The organism is Aliivibrio wodanis (assembly GCF_052920805.1).
Map to the genome: position 1 here is coordinate 960805 of NZ_JBREXA010000001.1, position 22011 is coordinate 982815.

Annotated in this window: 17 protein-coding genes and 2 pseudogenes; 11 read left to right on the forward strand and 8 right to left on the reverse strand. The window is 37.2% G+C overall.

Annotation, left to right across the window (positions count from 1 at the left end):
- Positions 1-16: 16 nt before the first annotated feature.
- On the reverse strand, positions 17-1144 hold the full coding sequence (locus ACU5DF_RS04415; protein WP_446711933.1) for an HNH endonuclease: 1128 nt from the start codon (positions 1142-1144) through the stop codon (positions 17-19).
- Positions 1145-1366: 222 nt separating this feature from the next.
- On the opposite strand from ACU5DF_RS04415, the gene ACU5DF_RS04420 reads away from it, so the two are divergent.
- Positions 1367-3226: a 3'-5' exonuclease gene (locus ACU5DF_RS04420; RefSeq protein ID WP_446711934.1), complete on the forward strand. Its 1860-nt coding sequence runs from the start codon at positions 1367-1369 to the stop codon at positions 3224-3226.
- Between the two features lie 28 nt (positions 3227-3254).
- Here ACU5DF_RS04420 and ACU5DF_RS04425 read toward each other — a convergent pair whose 3' ends face one another.
- From ACU5DF_RS04425 to ACU5DF_RS04435, 3 genes are all read right to left on the reverse strand, one after another.
- On the reverse strand, positions 3255-3719 hold the full coding sequence (locus ACU5DF_RS04425) for a GNAT family N-acetyltransferase (RefSeq protein ID WP_446711935.1): 465 nt from the start codon (positions 3717-3719) through the stop codon (positions 3255-3257).
- Between the two features lie 14 nt (positions 3720-3733).
- Positions 3734-4210, reverse strand: coding sequence for a DM13 domain-containing protein (locus ACU5DF_RS04430; protein ID WP_446711936.1), 477 nt, complete (start codon positions 4208-4210; stop codon positions 3734-3736).
- A 158-nt stretch (positions 4211-4368) separates the two neighbouring features.
- A complete protein-coding gene (locus ACU5DF_RS04435) occupies positions 4369-4713 on the reverse strand; it encodes a rhodanese-like domain-containing protein (RefSeq protein ID WP_045103551.1) in 345 nt (114 codons plus the stop codon).
- Between the two features lie 132 nt (positions 4714-4845).
- Between ACU5DF_RS04435 and ACU5DF_RS04440 the strand changes: the two genes are divergently transcribed.
- On the forward strand, positions 4846-5283 hold the full coding sequence (locus ACU5DF_RS04440) for a hypothetical protein (RefSeq protein WP_446711937.1): 438 nt from the start codon (positions 4846-4848) through the stop codon (positions 5281-5283).
- Positions 5284-5294: 11 nt separating this feature from the next.
- Here the strand turns inward: ACU5DF_RS04440 and ACU5DF_RS04445 are convergent, their stop codons facing one another.
- The 3 genes and pseudogenes from ACU5DF_RS04445 to ACU5DF_RS04455 all read right to left on the reverse strand — a co-directional run bounded on the left by ACU5DF_RS04445 (position 5295) and on the right by ACU5DF_RS04455 (position 9593).
- Positions 5295-5531, reverse strand: coding sequence for a hypothetical protein (locus ACU5DF_RS04445; protein WP_045103549.1), 237 nt, complete (start codon positions 5529-5531; stop codon positions 5295-5297).
- 256 nt (positions 5532-5787) lie between these two features.
- Positions 5788-7758, reverse strand: coding sequence for a methyl-accepting chemotaxis protein (locus ACU5DF_RS04450; protein WP_446711938.1), 1971 nt, complete (start codon positions 7756-7758; stop codon positions 5788-5790).
- A gap of 364 nt (positions 7759-8122) precedes the next feature.
- A pseudogene (locus ACU5DF_RS04455) lies at positions 8123-9593 on the reverse strand (oligopeptide:H+ symporter).
- A 350-nt stretch (positions 9594-9943) separates the two neighbouring features.
- Here ACU5DF_RS04455 and ACU5DF_RS04460 point away from each other — a divergent pair.
- The 9 genes and pseudogenes from ACU5DF_RS04460 to ACU5DF_RS04500 all read left to right on the forward strand — a co-directional run bounded on the left by ACU5DF_RS04460 (position 9944) and on the right by ACU5DF_RS04500 (position 20957).
- Complete coding sequence (locus ACU5DF_RS04460; protein WP_446711939.1) at positions 9944-11056, forward strand: NADH:flavin oxidoreductase; 1113 nt, start codon at positions 9944-9946, stop codon at positions 11054-11056.
- 488 nt (positions 11057-11544) lie between these two features.
- Positions 11545-12732 carry a glycine betaine/L-proline ABC transporter ATP-binding protein ProV gene (gene proV / locus ACU5DF_RS04465; protein WP_446711940.1) on the forward strand — a complete coding sequence of 396 codons (1188 nt, stop codon included), beginning with the start codon at positions 11545-11547 and terminating at the stop codon, positions 12730-12732.
- Between the two features lie 4 nt (positions 12733-12736).
- Positions 12737-13822: a glycine betaine/L-proline ABC transporter permease ProW gene (gene proW / locus ACU5DF_RS04470; RefSeq protein ID WP_446711941.1), complete on the forward strand. Its 1086-nt coding sequence runs from the start codon at positions 12737-12739 to the stop codon at positions 13820-13822.
- Positions 13823-13824: 2 nt separating this feature from the next.
- On the forward strand, positions 13825-14832 hold the full coding sequence (gene proX / locus ACU5DF_RS04475) for a glycine betaine/L-proline ABC transporter substrate-binding protein ProX (protein ID WP_446711942.1): 1008 nt from the start codon (positions 13825-13827) through the stop codon (positions 14830-14832).
- A gap of 285 nt (positions 14833-15117) precedes the next feature.
- Entirely contained in the window at positions 15118-16743 is a 1626-nt protein-coding gene (locus tag ACU5DF_RS04480; RefSeq protein ID WP_446711943.1) for a methyl-accepting chemotaxis protein, read from the forward strand.
- Positions 16744-17027: 284 nt separating this feature from the next.
- Positions 17028-18650 carry a methyl-accepting chemotaxis protein gene (locus tag ACU5DF_RS04485; protein ID WP_446711944.1) on the forward strand — a complete coding sequence of 541 codons (1623 nt, stop codon included), beginning with the start codon at positions 17028-17030 and terminating at the stop codon, positions 18648-18650.
- A gap of 93 nt (positions 18651-18743) precedes the next feature.
- The gene (locus ACU5DF_RS04490; protein ID WP_446711711.1) at positions 18744-19250 is read left to right on the forward strand and encodes a helix-turn-helix domain-containing protein; all 507 of its coding nucleotides are present in this window, start codon (positions 18744-18746) and stop codon (positions 19248-19250) included.
- Positions 19214-20092: pseudogene (locus ACU5DF_RS04495) on the forward strand (IS3 family transposase); the annotation flags it as partial. The gene ACU5DF_RS04490 and the pseudogene ACU5DF_RS04495, both read left to right, overlap by 37 nt.
- A gap of 205 nt (positions 20093-20297) precedes the next feature.
- On the forward strand, positions 20298-20957 hold the full coding sequence (locus tag ACU5DF_RS04500) for a nitroreductase family protein (RefSeq protein WP_446711945.1): 660 nt from the start codon (positions 20298-20300) through the stop codon (positions 20955-20957).
- Between the two features lie 64 nt (positions 20958-21021).
- Here the strand turns inward: ACU5DF_RS04500 and ACU5DF_RS04505 are convergent, their stop codons facing one another.
- A complete protein-coding gene (locus ACU5DF_RS04505) occupies positions 21022-21978 on the reverse strand; it encodes a LysR family transcriptional regulator (protein ID WP_446711946.1) in 957 nt (318 codons plus the stop codon).
- Positions 21979-22011 lie beyond the last annotated feature (33 nt).

A 22011-nucleotide genomic window follows, 5' to 3' on the forward strand; every position in this document is an offset into this window, starting at 1 on the left:
AAAGCGATAATTAATATTATCGACCTTTAAACAAAATAGCCCGATGGTGATTTAAATATTTACTATGCTCTCTATTTATATGCACACTCATTCCATCTCTAATACCTAGAACCTCTGGCTTTTCTAGCTGCTTAGATACCATTAATTGTCCTGAATTATCAAAAGATATAAACCCAAGATCAAATGCTCTATCTAAATTAGCAAGTAATAACAGACCATTAAATTTATCTAATCTTTCATCATTGTTAGCATCTCGCCAAGGTTTTATATGTGAAGCAATTAGCATCTGTGTATTTTTATACCCTGTTACCGAGCATCCCTTCCACATCTCTATAAGCTGCTTTCTAAATGTTCCCTGTCCTATTCTGGTATTAATCATTATCGACTTTTCAGTTTGGCTTAATTTTTTATCTTGAAAAATGTCTTGAATATCAGCTTTTACATCTATTTGAGATAAATCAGAAAGAAAATGTTTATATGAGTTTAATGCAGCACTATACATGTTGTTTCCTCTAGCATTACATTGTTTGAACTGCTCAAGAGAACGAGCACTTTCTGAAAGACGACAAAACTTTCGAAAAGACTTCACTTCTGTTAATGGCGTATCTATAAGGTTCTCTTGTACCATCCAATTAGAAATAGAGCCTCGAATTGCTTGAGAGTATTTTTTAGCTGTGCTTTCTGACTTACCAATATCAATAAGCCATTGAATATAAAGATCGGTTAAGTCTGACAAACTTTCTACTAACGCATCTTTAAGACTATTAACCACTATTGGACTTTTTAAATAATCAAACAACTCCCCATCCAAATAAGCATAATTAATTGCTTTATTTGAATAGCCTTTGACAAGGGATTCGTCAATTCCTTCCTGATAATTTAGATGCCAGAAACCTTCAGTCTTTAAATGATAAAAAGGATTTTCTGGGGTATCTCTATCCTGACCTTGCTTACGCTCATTAAAAAAATAAGTGAAACGCTCTTTCAAAGTCACATCGAGTTTAATCTTATTCTCATAAATGTATCCTGCTTGTATTAAATCCATAACAGTAAGTAACATGCATACTTTATGGGGGCTTTTCTTCCCCTTATTACTATTCATGTTTAAATTACGGAACTTGTCTAGATAATAATCAACAGACATACTTCATCCTATAAATAGATTTAAGTTAGAATAAAAGCATAAGATTAGTAATACTATACATTCTAAAAACTCATTAATAATGACTAGATTTTATCGTAAATAAACATGGAAAAACATGGAAAATATCACTAAATCAGAATGTTACTTTATTTAGTTATTCATCACTTTTTTTAATCGAATATTAAACTATAATTCGGATAATATTCTTGTTCCGAGTAGTACATGGCTGAGTTAATACCAACATTAAACACCTGCTTATCAAAAATGACATCAGGTGAAAGACGCTTTGCACAGCGCCTAGAGAGCTTATTAGAAGATGATTATATATGTTGGTATGACATTCCTGTAGGCCGTTTACGTCGCTATCCAGACTTTATAATTTTGCACCCTGCTCGTGGGTTATTATTTCTTGAAGTGAAAGACTGGAAACTCGATACCATCAAAAATATTGATGCCGCCCGTGTTGAATTGCTGACCCCTAAAGGCATTGAAACAACCAGTAATCCTATTGAGCAAGTTCGTCAATGCAGCTACCAAGTTATTGATAAGCTCAAACGAGATAAATTACTCATCAATCAAGAAGGGAAATACAAAGGAAATTTATGTCTTCCTTACGGTTATGGTGTGGTACTCACCAATATTACTCGAACGCAACTAGATAGAGCGATTCCATTAGAGGCACAAGACTCGATACTCCCTCACCATTTGGTTATCTGTAAAGATGAAATGGTAAGCACAATAGATCCTGAGCGTTTTCAATCTAAGTTGTGGCATATGTTTAATTATCAGTTTGGGAACAAATTAACATTGCCTCAAATTGATCGAATCCGTTGGCACCTTTTCCCTGAGATTCGGATTTCAAGCTCTGAGCAACAAACATTATTTCCCTTAGAAAACGAAGATGAACCGTTAAGCCAAAATACCTATATCCCTGACATTATTAAAATTATGGATATTCAACAGGAACAATTGGCTCGAAGTTTAGGTGACGGGCATCGTGTTATTCATGGTGTAGCGGGCTCAGGAAAAACGCTGATCCTAGGTTATCGCTGTTTACATTTAGCCGAACAGCTACAAAAACCAATTCTAGTTCTCTGTTTTAATATTACGCTAGCTGCAAGGTTACGCAGTTTTATTGATGATAAAGGTATTTCAGGACAAGTTCAGGTTTATCATTTTCACGATTGGTGCGGACAACAAATTAAAACCTATCATTTAGATGTAATAAAAGGTGAAGCGCCTTACTGGGAGCGACAAGTAGAAACCGTTATTAATGGTGTGGAAAAAGGGGATATTCCAAAAGGACAATACGGTGCATTATTAATTGATGAAGGCCATGATTTTGAAGCTGAATGGCTGACATTAATTACTCAAATGATCGATCCAGATACTAACTCTCTATTACTGCTTTATGATGATGCTCAGTCAATCTATAAAAAGAAGAATAACTTAGATTTTAGTTTGGCGAGTGTTGGTATTCAAGCTCAGGGTCGAACAACTGTATTACGTTTAAACTATCGTAATACAAGAGAGATCCTGTCTTTTTCTTATCAGTTCGCTAAACAATATTTTGAAAATTCAGACGCTAAAGAAATCCCATTAATTCATCCAGAATCAGCTGGAATTACGGGTACGCACCCTGTCGTTAAAAAGTTTTCTACAATAGAACAAGAAGTAGAATACGCGATAAAATGTTTAGTTCATTGGAAGAAAAATGGTTATTCATGGAGTGATATTGCGATTATCTATCCGTGTAAACATATTGGAACCAAAGTCGCTGAAGCACTAAAATCAAAAGAAATCCCTCATATCTTACTGGCCAAATCAGAATATAAAAAACAGTACAATCCGAACAAAAATGTTGTTAACGTTCTGCCTATTCCAAGTAGTAAAGGGCTAGAATTTAAGACGGTTGTGATTCTAAATGCTTCTAATATTCCCAAAAAAAGCTCTGATAGATCAGAAGATATTCGTCGCCTATATGTGGGAATGACAAGGGCAACGCACAATCTTTTAACCACTTACCATAAAGAAAACGAGTTAAGTGAAAGTCTTGAGGCGGCTATTGCCATAAATAAATAACTGATTTATTGAGATAACATATCACCCATTAACTCAACCTCTCCATTATATAATTTACGAGCTTTTCACCACGGACTTCAATGGTTTGCTCATTAACCACTGAAAAGCCCAAATGCAGATAAAAAGGTTTCGCTGTAATGCTGACCTCAGAATAAAATCGCGTAATGTTTTGAGACTTTCCTTGCTGCATTACGTGTTTCATTAAAGCGCGCCCCACCCCTTTACCTTGGTACTCATGATGACAAAAGAAATGATCTATTAATCCACTGCTTTGCAAATCCGTATACCCAACGATGACACCATTAAGCTCTGCAACAAACGGCTTTATCGCCCTCATTTTCTTTTGCCACACGTTAAAATCAAAGCTCTCGGGAGCCCATGCTTCAACTTGCAACTGAGAATAGTCACGAGAATTAATAAGCCGAATAGTGTTAAAAAATAGATGCCAAAGGGCCTCGGCATCTTCTTCTGCATAATGTCTAATTAGAACCATTTCACTCTCGTTTTTTATTGATACTTAGCTGACGTAATAAATTCGCCAAAGGTCTCGCACCATATAATAACGGTATTGTATTTAGAGGCATTGATACCTTGCGGTATTTTAATTGCAAAGTTTTCAAACGTTTTAACATCACCAATGCGAACCATAGTGGCTTTCAAACGATTAAAATCAGATTCTGTTTCGACAAATTCAGTTGATAGGTACAGTTTGTAATCAGGACCGGGGGCAAGGTTTCCAGTTAATGTAATGTATTCAGGGCCAACAGATACTTGACCTTCTCCCCAATGAAAGGAATCGCTGTCTTTAAGATCTTTTTTGAACGTCGCTGAATATTGTGCTTGAGAAGATAATTGAGTGACTTCAGATTCAGTTGGTGATGTCGGTGCAGTAAGGATCGGCAACAGATAAATGCCTAAACCAACCCCAAATACACCTACAGATATATGGGTGATTAAAAGTAATATCATTGTTTTTAGTTTCATAACTCTAACCTTCCTTGGTAATTTTAACCTAACTCATTGTCCCATATGGATTTAGCATATCATAGCCTGTTAAGCTGAAGTCCACACTTAGTTTTTTGGATTGAAAAAACTAAATTACATCATTAAACAAATTACTATTGCTGGTAAACCTCAATAAATTAAGGCTTAGTTGATAGCATCTCTTCTAGGCCACCACCATTATGTATTTGGGTGAAACCTGCTTGTTTTAAATAACTCATGGCTTGGCCTGAACGGTTTCCACTTCGGCAATACACAACGATAGGTGTATCTTTATCAATATTGGCAAAGGCGGTATCAACAGTGCTTAATGGGAGGTTTGCAGCGTCTTTTAGGTGCCCTTGATTAAACTCATTTGGAGTACGCACATCAATAAGTAATGCGCCTTGCTCAACAAGACTCCACGCTTGCTCACTGCGCTCTGAAGCCCAATTACCAAAAGAGATAATCGCTAATAATAGCCCTAACCCTACTTTAATCTTCATTTTACGTCCTTTTTTATTCTAATATTCATTTTTAACTTTATTACAGCAAAGCTCACTGCCATGACTTGCAGACAATGCTCTACTTTATGCTACGCTTTTAATAACTGCTAATAAAATTAAGTGAGCTTGATAATGCAAAAATACCTTTTATTATTGATACTGTTTTCTGGATCTACTGTTGCTAATCCAAATTTCTATATGAGTGCTAATGCCTTATCGAATGAAGGATCTTACTCTGTTCAATATGGTTTTTCTTATTCAGCTGGCCCAGGAATAGATATAGGTTACGATGTAGATTACACCCAGTGGAACAAAGACATTCATTCGTTTGGGATGAACGTTAAGCCTGTATTTCGTATGCAACCGTTTTATGTTGCTCCTGTCATTGGCATAAATTATTTCAATGATGATATTGATTGGGGTTATAGCGTTGGTGCTGAGCTTGGGTATGAAACAGAGCAAGCGACATTCAAGGTGGGCTATAAAGAAAGCTCTGAAGATTTTGCAAATAACGATGCGTTTTATTTTGGTGTGGCTGTCCATTTTGCAACAGCCATGGGGTTCAATTAATATGGTTAATATTAAGACAACTTATTAAGCTTTCTCTGTTGATCCATATATATTCTTAAGCGATAAGCGCGTGACTCTATCTCTTTTTCTCTGAGTTCGCCTCGCTTTAGAGCAAAATCAATGGCTTGTTGATCATAAACACTAGCACTGCTCATTTTCATATCAATGATGCTACTTTTGAGTGATTCTTGGCGTCTATCTCGTGCTATCGATTCTGTTTGAATTTTACCTACGGCTTCTACTTTCATATCTGCTCTATAGTTTTGATGATTTAATTAAGTAAAACTCTAGTTCTTAGTTTTAGGGCGGTCAAGCATCATTTTTACATATTTGCCTGAGGCTATCATTAATATTTTTAAACTGAGGCTTTATTGGCCGCGTCAGAGTCTAATATATAGATTGTCGTACCTTATATTAAAAAAGAGTTAAGTTGTGAATATGAACACTCTACTTACCCAAACTCGTATTACTCGGCTAAGTAGAGCATGAATGAAATAGATATCCTTACTCTGTTAATTGAGCAAGTTGTTCAAATTGAGCATCAAGGTGCTTCATATCTTCTATTGTTTTCTCTACTAATTTAACCGACGATTGAGAGGCGACTTCAGCTTCCGATGACACATTTTGAATCATGATACTAAGATCTGTTGCTTGCTTAATACATTGATGTTGAGCATCACTCGATGTTTGGATCTGTTTTACTAGCCCATTGATATCTGATGAATCATTACGTAATTGGCTAATAATACTGTTGTTGTTCGTTACATTATGTTTGGTTAACTCTGCAAGGCCTCTAACTTCATCAGCGACAACAGCAAAACCTCGTCCTTGCTCCCCAGCACGAGCCGCTTCAATGGCAGCATTTAACGCAAGTAGATTGGTTTTGTCTGCTATTTCAGTGATGGCATTAAACGCTGAGTTGATCTCTCCAGTATTACTATCAAGTGTTGTAACTGTTGCGTTAAGGGTTCCACGTAGCGTATTTTGCTCGGTTGTTTTTTCGAGAACTTCATGCAACACGCTGTTAAGGTTACTTTGCTCACTCTGTACTTTTAATGAAATAGACGCGAGTGATTCTAAAGATCCTGCACAATTATCAATAATCGCAGTGTAATCCCGCGTTTTTTCTAGCATATCTCGTTGTAGATTATTCAAAAATTGCTCTGCTTGAATTTGTGTCTGCGCATGATACGTTAAAAACCGAGATATCGTTGATGGGAAACTAGAGACAGAGTGATGAACCTTATTTCCTTTGTGATGCAATACTAGGCTAACGTTAGTGCAGTTGGCGTGTTGGTACATTGTTTCACCAAAAGAACTGTATCCTGCGCCTTGAAATGGCATTGAAACCGCTTGTTTATCTTTATCCTCACTGCCTAATCGACGTAATACACAATCAATCATTAATGCGTCAATAGGTTTACCTGGCAGCTCTCGCATAAAAGTTTGCATATCTGAATTAAAACTTTGACTCATTGATGCTGAGGCTCGTAATGTGATCACTTCACCAAAGTTCATATCAGAGAATAAAACTAGCGCTTTGTTATCAATATCAACTGCTGCGATACTTCGTACTAATGTCTCATTACGACCTGTTTGAATAGTAAAGTGACAACCACTTAATTTAGATTCTAATTGCTCAGGTTGGCAGTTAAGACTCTGGCATAACTCATCAATTGGGTTGTTAACCTGTTTTGTTTTATTAATAATACTGGTTAAGGTTCGAGTAGAATTATCACATTTGGCAACAGTCATCTCGCACAATGGAGTTCCTGTTACTGAGTGGCTACTCTTAAAGGCATATCCAAAATCAGCGCCTACTTTTACCATCATAATTAACGCTTTACTGTCTTGTACTTTTCCATTTAATCCAAACACCGCACGTTTAAATAATACGCCACCTGCACTTCCGCCAATTAAAGGGACATTGATGTTACCTGATGAGTAAGCGGCATCAAGAAATTGCCCTTCTTGTGCTAAGTGTCCGTCGAAACAGGTATAGGCAAAAGTGTCATAGTGGTTTTGTTCGATCTTCCAACGAATTGCCGATATTTGTTGTTTCATGGTTTCAGTATGCTGAGCAATACTGTGTTTTCCGGTATGAGAAGGAAGCGTTATGGTTTGGGGTTCAACTTGAGTAATTAGTGCTTGATCAAATACGTGCAGTACAATCTCATCTGTTTGATATATATTATTTGCTTCGCTGTTTAAGTTTCCTGCTGACATAATAGCTACGGTTTGACAGTCATGCTGTTGAAATAATCGATGTAAATGCGCTGTAGCTGCATCAATTACCTTGGTATCTTCATTTTTAGAGTGAACATAAGCAATACAAAGTGAAGGACGAGCAATGAGTTGGGTGATGCTCTCAATGCTTGGCCAACGGTTTGCTGGAAATGAAAAAATTTTAGAAAGCTCAGTGTTAGGCTGTGACTGAGAGGCTTGCTGACGGAAAAGGCGTGTAAAAAATGTCATTATAAAGCTTACCTGTTTATTACTGCGATAGAGTTACTACGATAGAGGTAGATATCATTTAATTCTATGGAACAATATACAATATATAAAAACAAGTAATATAAGAGTTAACTGTGGAGTACACCTATGTTTTAAAAGGATTATATTACCTTGATCACACTATCTCAAAGCACACAAGTCATCACTTAATAACTTAAGATACAGAACAAATGTCAAATGCGGGTATACTGGCGATACTACATTTGGTGTATAAATCTACACTCTCATTCCCCCCCTTCATCGATATAAAAAGATCAAAAAAGCCAGTTGTTCTTAATTGTATTTAAGAAGAAACTGGCTCTAGTTATTTATATTCTAATGGCGATTAATTAGGTGTTATTTGTTTTCGGTGTTTAAAATCAACCAATAAACCTAAAATAAATACACCAATGGTGACAAACAAAATACTTTGAAATACATGATGATATTGAGTTGCTGATACAATCAAATCTAATGCGCCCGTATGTGCGTTTTCCTTTATTGAAGTAAGTTGTGCAATATCAGCAGCTAAATAGTTAGCAACTGAGCCTCCTGCAAGCATATAGATACCTGCTAATGTACCAGTTGCGCCTTGTGGATTTAATCGAGTAATTGCAGCAAGCGCGACAGGGTCAATAAATAACTCGGCAACACCAATACACAATAAACCCATCATTAACCATACGAAAGTCGTTTCGCCACTTGCCATAGCCAATTTTGATGACAAGGTGATTAAACTAAAGCCTGCGGTTAATAGTAAAAGACCTATGTTTAGTTTGGTTAAGGTTCTCACTGAAATACTTTTTGCATCCAACACCTTCCAAAGCCACGCAACAGCAGCGCCACCAACAATAACGGCTACTGGGTTTATAGATTGAAAGAAAGCTGTTGGAATGGTAAAACCACCTACATTAGTGTTTATATTACGCTCAATAAACAAACTAATTGAGCTACCACCTTGTTGGTCAAACGCCCAAAATACGGTGCCAAATAGCATGAAATACATGATTGAATTCAATTTTTGGCGATCTTCAGCATCACTTTTACGATATAAATTAATGATATGAATAATGGAGAAGAAAGAAATAATCGCCAATATATAACCAGCCCAGAGGTTTTTAAGTACTAAAACTAGCCCCATTGTTGCCGCAGTAATAACAACAATTAATAATATCCAATGAGGTAGCCCTAGGCTTTTTTTCTGTAAAGCAGGAAGATTAGGTTGGCTTACGTGCATAAAATGTTTACGGCCAGTAATGAATACACCTAAGCCAACAAGCATACCAATACCTGCTAATGAAAAACCAACATGCCACCCCCATTTCATAGCAGTAAATCCACACAGAATGGGGGCGATCATTGAACCAATATTACCCCCAATGTAAGAAACTGAAAACCCTGCTTCACGGCCACGTTCTTGCTCTTTAGTTTGATATAATTCCACCTAACAAACAACTTGAGTTAGTTTTAAAAAAGCCATAACCACAGATAATTAATGATAAGGCTAAATACAGTGTTGAGTGGTCTCCACTTGGGATACTAAGAACAAAGTGCCCCGCAACCATCAATAAGCTACCAAGAATTACTGACCAATAATTACCTAGGTATTTATCAGCTAAATAGCCTCCAATAATCGGTGTGACATACACTAATGACGTATACGCACCATATAAAGCGTAAGCATGATTATCTGTCATTAATAGCTTTTCTGTTAAGAAGAGGATCAATAATGAGCGCATGCCGTAATAGCTGAAAAACTCCCACATTTGAATCGCAATAATGTGAAAAAGCCCTTTAGGTTGTTTGATCGTATTCATTGCTTATCTCGTAGCTGTACATTAGTTCTACATCGACATAGGTATCGATACTTATTCATCAATAGTAGATAAACATACACAGCAACAATTGGAACACCAAGAAGTTTGCGGTAAATCTCGTGCAACATAAGTTTCCAAAAATAGAGAGTAACTGTCCACTGAATTATCACTGAGAATATTTAACCAAAAGTGATACAAATAATAACTATTAAAGACTTTTTACCACCTAGAACTTATCACTTCTTAATATAGATTAATGTTTCCTCTAGCAGTTGGCGCTAATATTGGCCGCTTGTTGTTAACGATGACAATAATAAAAATACCAATATCTATTTTTAAGAGGATTGCACTTGAGCACTTTGTTTACAGAAACCCATATTGGCAAGATGACCTTAAAAAACCGCTTTATTCGAAGCGCAACGTGGGAAAATATGGCAACTGATGATGGTCATATGACAGATAAACTTTACGACATCTATGAAGAACTTGCGAAAGGTGATGTTGGCTTAATAGTGACAGGTTATGCAAATATCGTTGTGGAAGAGAAACCCAACGCTGGCATGATGGGTATGTATAACGATTCTTTTATTGCTGAATACCAAAAGCTGACTGAGTTAGTGCATAAATATGATTCAAAAATTGCGATGCAACTGGCGTATGGTGGCACAAAGACCACTTATAACGTTGGCGAACGTGTGATCTTTGCACCAAGTGAAATATGCGAAAGAGGCACAAAAACACTTGGTAAAGCGATGACTAAAGATGAGATTGATTACATTGTCGATGCCTTTGCTCAAGCAAGCCGTCGTGCTCAAGAGTCTGGCTTTGATGGTGTTGAGATCCACGCTGCACACACTTATTTAATAAATCAGTTCTTAAGCCCGTATTACAACCGTCGTGAAGATGAATACGGCGGTAGCTTAGATAATCGCATGAGATTTTTAATTGATATTTATTCTAAGATCAGAGAGCTAGTGGGTAACGACTTCCCTATTTTGGTTAAGCTGACAGCAACGGAATTTTTTGAGGGCGGTTTAACGTTTGATGAAACGCGCATCATCTGTAAAAAATTAGAAGAAGTTGGTGTTGATGCCATTATCATTTCAGGCAACATTCATGGTAATGCAAATACCATGATTGGTGAGTCGTTTGATGGTTATACATTACGAGAAGAAGGCTATTTCCATGAATATGGTGATGTGATCAGCCAAGAGGTTTCTGTACCTATTATTACTGTCGGCGGCTTAACAAATATTGATGCGATGGAAGAGATGTTGGCGAATACCAATATTCAATATTTCGCACTTTCACGCCCTTTGCTTGCTGAACCTCAATTAATTAAGCGTTGGAAAGAAGGTAACCGGAAAGAAGTAGATTGTGAGCGTTGTTCTAAATGCCGCACTAAACGTGGCAACTTCTGTGTGGTGTATAAAAAGAGAAAACCGAAGAAAGAGCAAGCATAAAATAGATTGTAATCAGTAGATAATAATAAATATCAATAAGGGCTAACGTAGTGCTAGCCCTTACTCTATGTTTTATAAAAAATATCCTTCGTATTTCCCTGCGTTATTAAGGCGATAAGTACAGCATGTTTATTCTATTATTCTCATCTCCTGAGTGATAACAAAACAAAGAAAACAACAACAATTACTTTGTACTCAAATCATTTTTAAAAAGTACTGGGGTACTTAGCCTTCACGCCACAATACCAAAGTATTATTATCTTTTTTACACCATAACCATCCATTACAAGCGCGACCTCACAAAACAACAACTTAACCCTAAAGTTTCAATATCTTACCAAAAAATCTATCAATGAAATCAAACGATAATTATAACAAAATATAACATATGATTCACTTTACAGAACTTCATTCATTGATAAACTCCTAAAAATTACTTATAGTACTAACGAATTAACAATAAGATTACCTTACAAAGGACTTAAAAAATGAATCCCATACTGGAAGTTAAGGGACTGTACAAAGTGTTTGGAGAGGACACTGATCGCGCATTTACTATGATTAATGAAGGTGCGAACAAAGATGACGTTTTTGAAAAAACAGGATTAACCATTGGTGTTAATGATGTCTCTCTCAGCATTCAAGAAGGTGAAATTTTCGTTATTATGGGCCTATCTGGTTCAGGAAAATCCACTCTAGTTCGCCTTCTCAACCGACTTATCGAGCCGACTCAGGGTAATGTTCTTCTTAAAGGGAAAGACATTGCGCACATCTCTGAAGAAGAACTCCGCGAAGTTCGCCGCAATAATATCTCAATGGTTTTTCAAAATTTTGCCCTGATGCCACACATGACTGTGATTGAAAATGCTGCATTTGGTTTAGAGCTCGCTGGTGTTGAAATTGAAAAACGCAAAAAATCCGCGCTAAGCGCATTAGAAAGAGTTGGGCTTGATGTTTACTCTGAATCTTATCCTGATGAATTATCTGGTGGTATGAAACAGCGTGTTGGTCTAGCAAGAGCACTGGCTTGTGACCCTGATATTCTTTTAATGGATGAAGCATTTTCTGCTCTTGATCCTCTAATCAGAACTGAAATGCAAGATGAACTGATTCGTCTACAAAATGATGATAAACGTACCATCGTCTTTATCTCTCATGATTTAGATGAAGCGATGCGTATTGGCGACAGAATTGCCATCATGCAAAATGGTGAAGTGGTTCAAGTTGGCACACCCGATGATATTCTAAATAACCCTGCCAATGATTATGTTGAAGCCTTTTTCCGTGGTGTTAATGTCGCTAATGTTTTAACAGCTAAAGATATTGCTCGTAAAAAGCCTGCTGCAATGTTTAAAAAATCAGAACACGACGGCCCTGCATCTGCTCTTCAGTATCTAATGGATAACGACAGAGAATATGGCATCGTCGTAGATAAAAGCAGCCTCTATTCTGGCATTGTTTCTGTTGACTCTCTTCGAGAGGCCCACAACGATAATAATTCACTTGTTAGCGCTCAACTCCCTGATGGACTAACACTGAAACCAAATCAAGCTATCAATGATATTTTAGGTTTAGTTGCGAATGTACCTTACTCGGTACCAGTGGTTGACGAAAATGGTAATTACTTTGGTGTTGTGACTAAATCACGACTACTTCAGACGTTAGATAAGGGGTAGAACGATGTCATCAGAACAAACAAACAATGACCCATGGTCACAAACAACAACTGCGCCAAGTGCTGATCCTTGGGGTCAAACTGGCGATACATCAGCGTCGGCAGATTGGTTGAATAGTGAAGTTGTTGAAGTTAAAGCATTTGACCCATTAAACCCATTCGAAGAAGCCGTACTCCCTGTTGATGTTTGGGTAGAATCAGGATTGAACTGGTTAGTTGAGCATGGCCGCCCGTTGTTTCAAGCTATTCGTGTACCTATCGATTTTATCTTGAGCTCTTTTGAAACGGCACTAGTCTCCACGCCTGCTCCTATTATGCTCATTATTCTATTTTTGCTCGCGTGGCAATTTTCGAACCTTAAACTAGGTATCTCAACGGCAGCTTCATTACTTGTCATTGGGCTTATCGGTGCTTGGTCTGAAGCCATGACCACACTTTCACTTGTGATGACCTCTGTCTTTTTCTGTCTGCTTATAGGATTACCTATGGGGATCTGGCTGGCAAGAAGTAAGACGGCAGCAAAATTTGTTCGACCCGTTTTAGATGCCATGCAAACCACGCCAGCTTTTGTTTATTTGGTACCTATCGTAATGTTATTTGGTATCGGTAATGTTCCTGGTGTTGTGGTAACCATTATCTTTGCCTTACCTCCAGTTGTACGCTTAACGATTCTTGGTATTCAACAAGTACCAGAAGAATTAATAGAAGCAGGCCACTCATTTGGTGCTAGTAAGAAACAGATGCTATACCGAATTCAACTTCCTCTTGCATTGCCAACAATTATGGCTGGTGTAAACCAAACCCTGATGTTGTCACTATCAATGGTAGTAATTGCTTCAATGATTGCCGTTGGTGGATTAGGCCAAATGGTATTAAGAGGCATCGGACGCTTAGACATGGGTCTCGCTGCTGTCGGTGGTTTAGGTATTGTTATTCTTGCTATTTTACTCGACCGAATTACCCAAGTACTAGGTGTAAACGCCGGCAATACAAAACTACGCTGGTATCAGATGGGTCCAGTAGCTATCGTATTAAATATTTTTGCTCAAAAGAAAGAAACAAAATCAGAATTAAAACTTAAGGAGAAATAAGAATGATTAACTCATGGAAGAAAGCACTGACAGTTAGTATCGTTTCCACTTTGGCTTTATCGTCAAATGTTTGGGCTGAAAAATTACCAGGTGAAGGCGTAGCGGTTCAAGCCCTTCAATCAACAGTTGCTGAAGAAACCTTTCAAACATCAATTGTAAACAAGGCACTTGAGCAACTTGGTTACGATGTTAAACCAACAAAAGAAGTTGATTACAACGTTGCTTATACTTCAATCGCAAAAGGCGATGCAACATTTTTAGCTGTAGGTTGGTTCCCTTTACATGCTGACAAATACAAAATGTCTGGCGGCGATGATAAGTTCTACCGCCAGGGACAATACGTAAGTGGTGCAGCTCAAGGTTATTTAATTGATAAGAAAACCGCCGACAAATACGGCATCACGAATATTGGGCAATTAAAAGATCCAAAAATTGCAAAATTGTTTGATGCAAATGGTGATGGTAAAGCAGACCTAACAGGCTGTAACCCAGGTTGGGGCTGTGAAATGGTTATTGAACACCAAATATCGGCATTCCAACTTGAAGATACGGTAACTCATAACCAAGGTAACTATGCCGCGATCATTGCTGATACCATTTCACGCTACAAAAATGGTGAGCCCGTTATCTATTATACTTGGACACCTTATTGGGTAAGTGGCGTTCTTGTTCCTAATAAAGATGTGGTATGGCTAGAAGTTCCTTTCTCAGCACTTCCTGGGGATCGTAAAAACGTAGATACAACCTTATCTAACGGTAAGAACTACGGTTTTGAAATGAACTCTATGCGTATTATTGCCAATAAAGAATTTGCGGCACAAAACCCTGCAGCAGCGAAATTATTTGAGATCATCAAATTAAATATCAATGACGTTAGTGCACAAAACATGATGATGAGTAAAGGTAAAAACAGCTCAGAAGATATTGAATCTCATGTTAATGGCTGGATAAAAGCAAACCAAGGACTATTTAATTCTTGGGTAACAGAAGCAAAAAAAGCAGCATTATAGCAATCTCTAATCATTATCTTTAAGCTTACCCTTTCTAGTTTAGGTAAGCTTTAGATAAACTGATATAAAGGCCAATAGCATCCGTTCTTGGCCTTTTTATTTTTTCCCTCTCTGCATATCCTTATATACCAACCCCAACCTAGATTTTAGAAAACTCACTTAGTTTTATATCATTATGTTAACTAAAGTTGCTCTATTGTCACATTACATTACATAGCCCTTTGGGATTATGGAAAATTAACTATATAGTCACATAATTCTAAATAATAACTATAAAGCAGCCTAATGTTCTCAACAATCACATCAAAACTTCTAATTACTCTTATCACTGTATTTACTTGCGTACTCGTGATATCTACCTCCTATCAATATTTCCAGCAACGCCACCTGATTAACTCAGTATTAAGTGAACAACTGCATGATAAAGCCAGTAACTATTTTGATAGTCTAAATATGATGATGCTTACTGGTACCATGGCACAAAAAGAGACTCTTCGACAAAAAGCGCTTACTCAGGAAGGTATTGAAGAAGTTCGTGTATTACGAGCTGACGCTGTCAGTAAGATCTATGGATTAGGGCAGGATAATCAAACTCCGCTTGATGATATCGATCGTCGAGCACTTGCTGGTGAAACAGTGATTGAAGCATTTAATGCCGATTGGGGAAAAGGATTAGTCGTTGCACTGCCAATGAAATCAAGTAAAGACTACCGCGGTACAGATTGCGTCGCTTGTCATTTAGCACCTGAAGGTGAAGTTCTTGGTGCGATTCGTTTAGAATATAATTTAAATCACGTCAATCAAATGATCAGTAAACGAACTATCCTTGCCGTGATAATTATGGCATGTATTGCATTTGTTGGTTTTGTTATCACCATGGCTGTAATTAGAAGAATAGTAATTCGTCCAATACAAGCGACCTCAAAATATATGACATTAGTTAGCCAAGACAAAGATCTCTCGTTACGACTCTCTAATAAGAAAAAGGATGAAATAGGTACGTTATCCAATGCCATCAATTCTTTCATGGATACCGTATCTGATAGCTTAATGAAGGTACAAGAGACTTCTCACTCTTTATCTCACTCTGCAACTCAATTGACAGATGTCGCTCAAACGACAAATCAAGCAGTAAACAATCAACAAAATGAAACCGCTGAAGTACAAAGTAATATTGGCCATATGCAAAATCAACAGCTCAATGTTGAACAAGCGACAGTCGATGCTTCTAACTTGATCAACCATACTACGGATGTTGCTCAATCCAGTGCTAAACAAGCACATTTAGCTAGCCAAGATATAAAAAACCTTGTAGGTCAAATAGAGACTGTAAAATATAAGATTTCAGATCTTAATCAGCAAACAGGGCAAGTGTCTTCTATTCTTGAGGTGATTAACGGTATTGCTGAACAAACCAATTTATTAGCGCTAAATGCAGCCATTGAAGCGGCCCGAGCTGGTGAACAAGGACGAGGTTTTGCTGTGGTAGCTGATGAAGTTAGACTTTTATCTTCGCGAACCGCTGAAGCGACAAATAGTATCCGAAGCATTATTTCTGAATTTAAACAGGGCAGTGAAGAATCTTTAGGATCGGTAGATACTGTATGTACTTTAGCTCATCAACGTTCAGCTGATATTGAAGATCTGTCTGCAACTATCAATACAATGGTAAGTGAGATGAAACAAGTGCTTCAACTCGCAACCAATATTCAACAACAAACTCAAACGACGACTAGCCTTAGTACAGATGTGCAATCAAAGGTGAACATAATAACCCAACATGCTGATGATACCTCAAGATCTGCTGAACAGACGCATGATATTAGCATAAATCTCGAGCAACTTTCTGGTCGCCTTGAGGTACTACTAAGCCAGTTTACTTTGACAACAAACGATACTGCACGTAAATAACTTACTCTAAATAAACGGTTTTTCTCATCATATACTTGTTCAGAATCATGCTTCTGGACAAGTAATAGTTACACCTATTCCATTAACTATTTGATCATTATTATTGGTTAAATCAATTTTCTTTCCTACACTATTATATCGGTAAAAATAACCAAGCACTTCTATAACAAATACAAACATTGCTTTTGAGGTTTATTTACGATGAATAAACCTCATAGCAATATGAATAACTAGACTAAAGCACCATAAAAATAACAAGCTTACGGTTGTATAGGGACATATTTATGATTAATCAATTACGTATCTCGACCAAAATTCGTTTATTTATTACGACGATTTTATGTGTCATTTTCTTTAGCGGGCTCTACATATATAAAATGTTTACACCAGTAACTCAAAGTTGGAACCTCTACCAAGATCAAGTTGCTAGCCGGCAGGTCATGCTAATGGATATTAAAGCCCAGTTTGGTTATGGCGGTATGATTCATAATTTTAAAAACTATGTGCTACGAGGTGATGATAAATATACTTCTCGAATAGCAAAAAATTATCAGGCTCTATTGAATGATATTAATAAATACCAACAATTAAGCTCATTAGCTACAGAGGAGCGACAAGCTCTTACTGCCATAAAAACTGTCGCTAAAAATTACTTTGATAATAGCCGTGTTGTCCAACGTATGTTTACTGAAGGAGCAACTGCTGAATATATCGACTCTCAAGTAAAAATAAGTGACTCCCCGGCTCTTAAGGGATTTGAGGTCTTAGATAAAAAATATCATGAGCTTACAAGAGATTATGGTGTCGTTATTAACACTACCATTAGTGACGGCCAAGCGGCTACATTAATAGGGTTAACAACCATTGCTGTACTCGTTATTATAACTTTGACTCTACTTTATAGATCAATTCTTGATCCCCTTCGTACGTTACGTACCACTATGCAAGATATCGCACAAGGTAAAGGTGATTTGAGTGTTCGCCTAAATACCAATCGAAAAGATGAATTTGGTGAACTTGCTACCTCTTTCAATACCTTTGTTTCTTCGTTAGATTCCCTAATTAAAGAGCAACGTGAAATTATAAACAACATTAAACTAAGTGCAGATTCTCTTAACGACATTACGACAAAAAGTGATCATTCAATTCAGACGCAACATATGAATACCGAACAACTGGTAACAGCAATAGATCAATTAACTGCAACAGTTCATCATGTTTCAACCAACTCTAATACCGCAAAAGAGATGGCAATAACAGTGAGTCAGAAAGCACACAGCGGTCAACACGCCGTTGAAAATACCATGTATCAAATTCAAAACATTAATACCCACCTACAAGAAGCCTCGGGTATCGTTATGGATGTGAATAGAGCCTCAGATAATATTGGTCAGGTACTAAATGTTATTTCTGAGATTGCAGAACAAACAAATTTATTAGCTTTAAATGCGGCAATTGAAGCAGCACGAGCTGGCGAGTCTGGTCGAGGATTTGCTGTCGTTGCTGATGAAGTTAGGGGATTAGCTCAACGTACAGGAACGTCTCTTGATGATATTAAAAAGATAATTTTAGATCTACAATCTGGAGTAAGTAATGCTGTTGATGCAATGTCAAAAGGGCGTTCAGAAGTAGAAGAAGGTAACTCTGTTGCACAAACAGCAAATACTAATATCAACGAAGTAGTCAGTTCGATAAATGGTGTTGAGGAAATGAATATTCAGATTTCAACAGCCTCAGAACAACAAAATGCAGTAGTAGCAGAGATGAATAGTAATGTTCATAAAATATCCGAAATGACAACAGCGATCAGTGATGATTCAGAAAGTATTGTTCTCCAATCAGAAAGCCTGGCTCATATGACATCTAAACTGACAACGTTAGTAGCTAAGTTTAAAGTCTCAGCATAGCAATATTAACCTTTATTAATTTAGCGTAACTTTAAAGCCAAGATCTGAACTGACCCCCAATAATTGGACAACCAATTACTGAGGGTCTTTTTTATGTCCAAATATAGTCGTGAGCTAAAACTAATTATTGCTAAGCAGTGCTTAGTTAGTCGTACATCAATTCAATTATCTAAAGAATATTCGATATCTGCTCGTCAGATACGATATTGGACTCAAGTATTTTCTATCCATGGTAAAAACTCATTTTTACCAACTACACATGCCGATAATGCCAAAACAAAATTACAAGCATTGAAATTAATGTGGACTAACAGTTGGTCTCTCACTCACACTAGTGCAGTATTAAACTTATCCTCCCCTGGCACGCTATCAGTCTGGCTTAAAACATATAATGAAGCGGGGTTTAAGGGACTCAAGAATAGCAATATAGGAAGGCCTTCAATGAAATCATTATCCAATACTACACAAAAATCAGATGACGAAATGACCATTGAAGAGCTAAGAGAAGAGTTAAGTTATTTACGAACAGAGAATGCTGTTCTAAAAAAGTTCGAAGAGCTGAAACAGAAAAAACGCCAACAAACAAAGAAAAAGCGTTAATTGTTTTAGCTCTTAAAGCTAATTACCCTTTAAAATATTTACTTCGTATCACCAGTTTGGCAAAAAGTGTCTTCTATTATCAGGCTCAAATAAGTAGAAGGCCTGATACTTATGAGCATGAGTTAGAGATGATTGAGTCTATCTACCATGAACATAAAGGACGTTATGGCTATCGACGGATCCATTTAGCTATGCGAAGAAAAGGTGTAGAGCTTAATCATAAAACAGTACAAAGGCTGATGGCGCAACTAAACCTAAAATCTATAGTAAGACCCAAAAAATATCGTTCTTATCGAGGAGAGGTGGGTAAATCAGTCCCAAATGTACTTGAAAGGGATTTTAGTGCTACGAAACCAGATGAGAAATGGGTAACCGATGTAACAGAATTTAAAGTTAACGGACAAAAAGTTTACCTATCGCCAGTGGTTGATTTATTCAATCAAGAAGTTATCGCTTATAAAGTGACAAAGAATGCACGTTTACCGCTAGTCACGGATATGCTTAAAGAAGCAATAGGCAAACTAAGTAAGGGCTCGAAGCCAATTTTACACAGTGATCAAGGTTGGCAATATCGACATAAGACTTATCAACAGGAACTTGTAAAGCATAGGCTTCAACAAAGTATGTCTAGAAAAGGAAACTGCTTAGATAATGCAGTAGCTGAAAATTTCTTTGGTTTACTTAAAACTGAAATGTATCATGGATACATCTTCAAGGATGCAGATGAGTTAATAGAAAAGATCGAAGAATATATCGAGTATTACAATACGAAGCGGATTAAGGTAAAACTAAAAGGCCTGACTCCGATAGAATATCGAAACCAGGCCTTACAAGCCGCTTAACTAAAATGTCCAACTTAACGGGGTCACTTCAATCTCCTACCCTGATCTTGGCTTTTTTAATTTATTATTATGGACATTTTATTCCATAGTCATTGGCTATATCTGCTATTTCTCTTTCGAACGCTTTTGGTTATCTTACCCACATCAACAACGCACAGACAGGTATTCTCTCTGATGTTTTTGTTCTCTATATTAGGAAATTGATATGACTCACCCAATTATTGCCGATTTAAACACTCGTTACACAGCAAAAAAATACGATGCTACTAAACGTATCTCAACAGAAGATATGGATGTGATTAAAGAAGCAATCCGTCTATCTGCTTCTTCTATTAACTCTCAACCATGGAAATTCATTGTTCTTGAGAGTGATGAAGCAAAAGAGCGTTTCCACGGTACGTTTGCTAATATGTTCCAGTTTAATCAACCGCACGCAAAAGAAGCATCACATACAATTTTGTTTGCACATAACCCTAAATTTGATAAAGACCAATACCGTAAAGTGGTTGATGCAGAAGTAAGTTCTGGTCACCTTCCAGCTGAGCGTTACAACGACATGCTTGATGGTGCATTTGGTTTTGTTGAACTAAATACTGATGAATCTGGCTTTAACGGTAACTGGACTAAAGCTCAATCTTACATTGCACTAGGTAACACACTGCATACGCTTGCTCGTATGGGTATTGCTTCTACTTCTATGGAAGGCGTTGATGCTGCATTAATTGGCGAAGAGTTTAAAGATGAGCTTGATGGCTATGTTTGTGATTTTGCACTAGCGCTGGGCTACCACAAAGAAATTGAAGATTATAACCACGGTCTTCCAAAAGCACGTTTAGCAATGGAAGATGTGATTACGGTTCTTTAAGATCTAAATTTTAAAGTCCTATATTTGTTAAAGTAACCCTATTCTTTTTGAGTGGGGTTATTTTTTATTTATTGATTTGATACATACGTTCGAAGTTCGGAATATGTTGCTCCCAACGAGGTGACTCGCCTATATAATCCTGTACTGCTGCAATAAACTCTCTTACTAATGCAGTCTGTTTTCTGTGTGGATATAAGGCATAAAGCGCAAGCCCTTTATTACAAATGGCATAATTAGTAAGCAGTGGTTTTAATCCCATCTCTTCTATCGAACACGCCAAATTTGAGGAAGCAATTGCCGCATAACCTAAACCATCTTTTACACCTTCAAGTAGTGTCCTTACATCATTAATCTTATAGCTCCCCTTCATTTTGTAGTTTTTAAACTGCTTTGAATCAGGGGTTTCACTAAACCTAAGTGTATCAACCGTTATTGCTCCATTACTATAGATAACAGATGGCAGGCTAACCAGTTCCTCTGGTGTAACAGGCTCTCCATAGTGCTCAATAAACTCTTGTGACGCTAATACTACAGCTCGAATATCTGCTATTTTTTTAGCAATTAAGTTTGAATCATCCAACCGACCTAATCGAAAAGCGACATCAAAATGATCGGAAATAATATCTGTTCTTCTATCATCTAAAAATAATACAATTTCAACATCTGGATAAGTTTTCATGAATTTACTGATCACAGGCTGTAGGTATTGTTGTCCAATATGCACAGGAGCGGTAATTCGAATCCGGCCTTTTGGCTCTGCATGATAAGAATCAGCGATGGTTTGCACATGACCAATGGTATTAACCAGTTGATGAGCTTGCTCTAAGATCTCTTCACCGGCAGGAGTTAAAGAAAATGAGCGAGTGGAGCGATTGAGTAGTTGCACTCCAAGCTCAGTCTCTAATTTTTTAATCTGCTTGGAGAGGGTCGAATTATCCATATCATGCAGCGCAGCGGCTTTGGTAAACGAGCCTTGTTGTACAACATCAATAAAGAGTGAAAGCTGATTAACCAGTGACATGGCGGATCCTTTGTTTAAATAGAGAGGCGTTAA

Coding starts and splice junctions, on each gene's coding strand:
- ACU5DF_RS04415 (WP_446711933.1), bottom strand. CDS start 1,144: ATGTCTGTTGATTATTATCTAGACAAGTTCCGTAATTTAAACATGAAT.
- ACU5DF_RS04420 (WP_446711934.1), top strand. CDS start 1,367: ATGGCTGAGTTAATACCAACATTAAACACCTGCTTATCAAAAATGACA.
- ACU5DF_RS04425 (WP_446711935.1), bottom strand. CDS start 3,719: ATGGTTCTAATTAGACATTATGCAGAAGAAGATGCCGAGGCCCTTTGG.
- ACU5DF_RS04430 (WP_446711936.1), bottom strand. CDS start 4,210: ATGAAACTAAAAACAATGATATTACTTTTAATCACCCATATATCTGTA.
- ACU5DF_RS04435 (WP_045103551.1), bottom strand. CDS start 4,713: ATGAAGATTAAAGTAGGGTTAGGGCTATTATTAGCGATTATCTCTTTT.
- ACU5DF_RS04440 (WP_446711937.1), top strand. CDS start 4,846: ATGCAAAAATACCTTTTATTATTGATACTGTTTTCTGGATCTACTGTT.
- ACU5DF_RS04445 (WP_045103549.1), bottom strand. CDS start 5,531: ATGAAAGTAGAAGCCGTAGGTAAAATTCAAACAGAATCGATAGCACGA.
- ACU5DF_RS04450 (WP_446711938.1), bottom strand. CDS start 7,758: ATGACATTTTTTACACGCCTTTTCCGTCAGCAAGCCTCTCAGTCACAG.
- proV (WP_446711940.1), top strand. CDS start 11,545: ATGAATCCCATACTGGAAGTTAAGGGACTGTACAAAGTGTTTGGAGAG.
- proW (WP_446711941.1), top strand. CDS start 12,737: ATGTCATCAGAACAAACAAACAATGACCCATGGTCACAAACAACAACT.
- proX (WP_446711942.1), top strand. CDS start 13,825: ATGATTAACTCATGGAAGAAAGCACTGACAGTTAGTATCGTTTCCACT.
- ACU5DF_RS04480 (WP_446711943.1), top strand. CDS start 15,118: ATGTTCTCAACAATCACATCAAAACTTCTAATTACTCTTATCACTGTA.
- ACU5DF_RS04485 (WP_446711944.1), top strand. CDS start 17,028: ATGATTAATCAATTACGTATCTCGACCAAAATTCGTTTATTTATTACG.
- ACU5DF_RS04490 (WP_446711711.1), top strand. CDS start 18,744: ATGTCCAAATATAGTCGTGAGCTAAAACTAATTATTGCTAAGCAGTGC.
- ACU5DF_RS04500 (WP_446711945.1), top strand. CDS start 20,298: ATGACTCACCCAATTATTGCCGATTTAAACACTCGTTACACAGCAAAA.
- ACU5DF_RS04505 (WP_446711946.1), bottom strand. CDS start 21,978: ATGTCACTGGTTAATCAGCTTTCACTCTTTATTGATGTTGTACAACAA.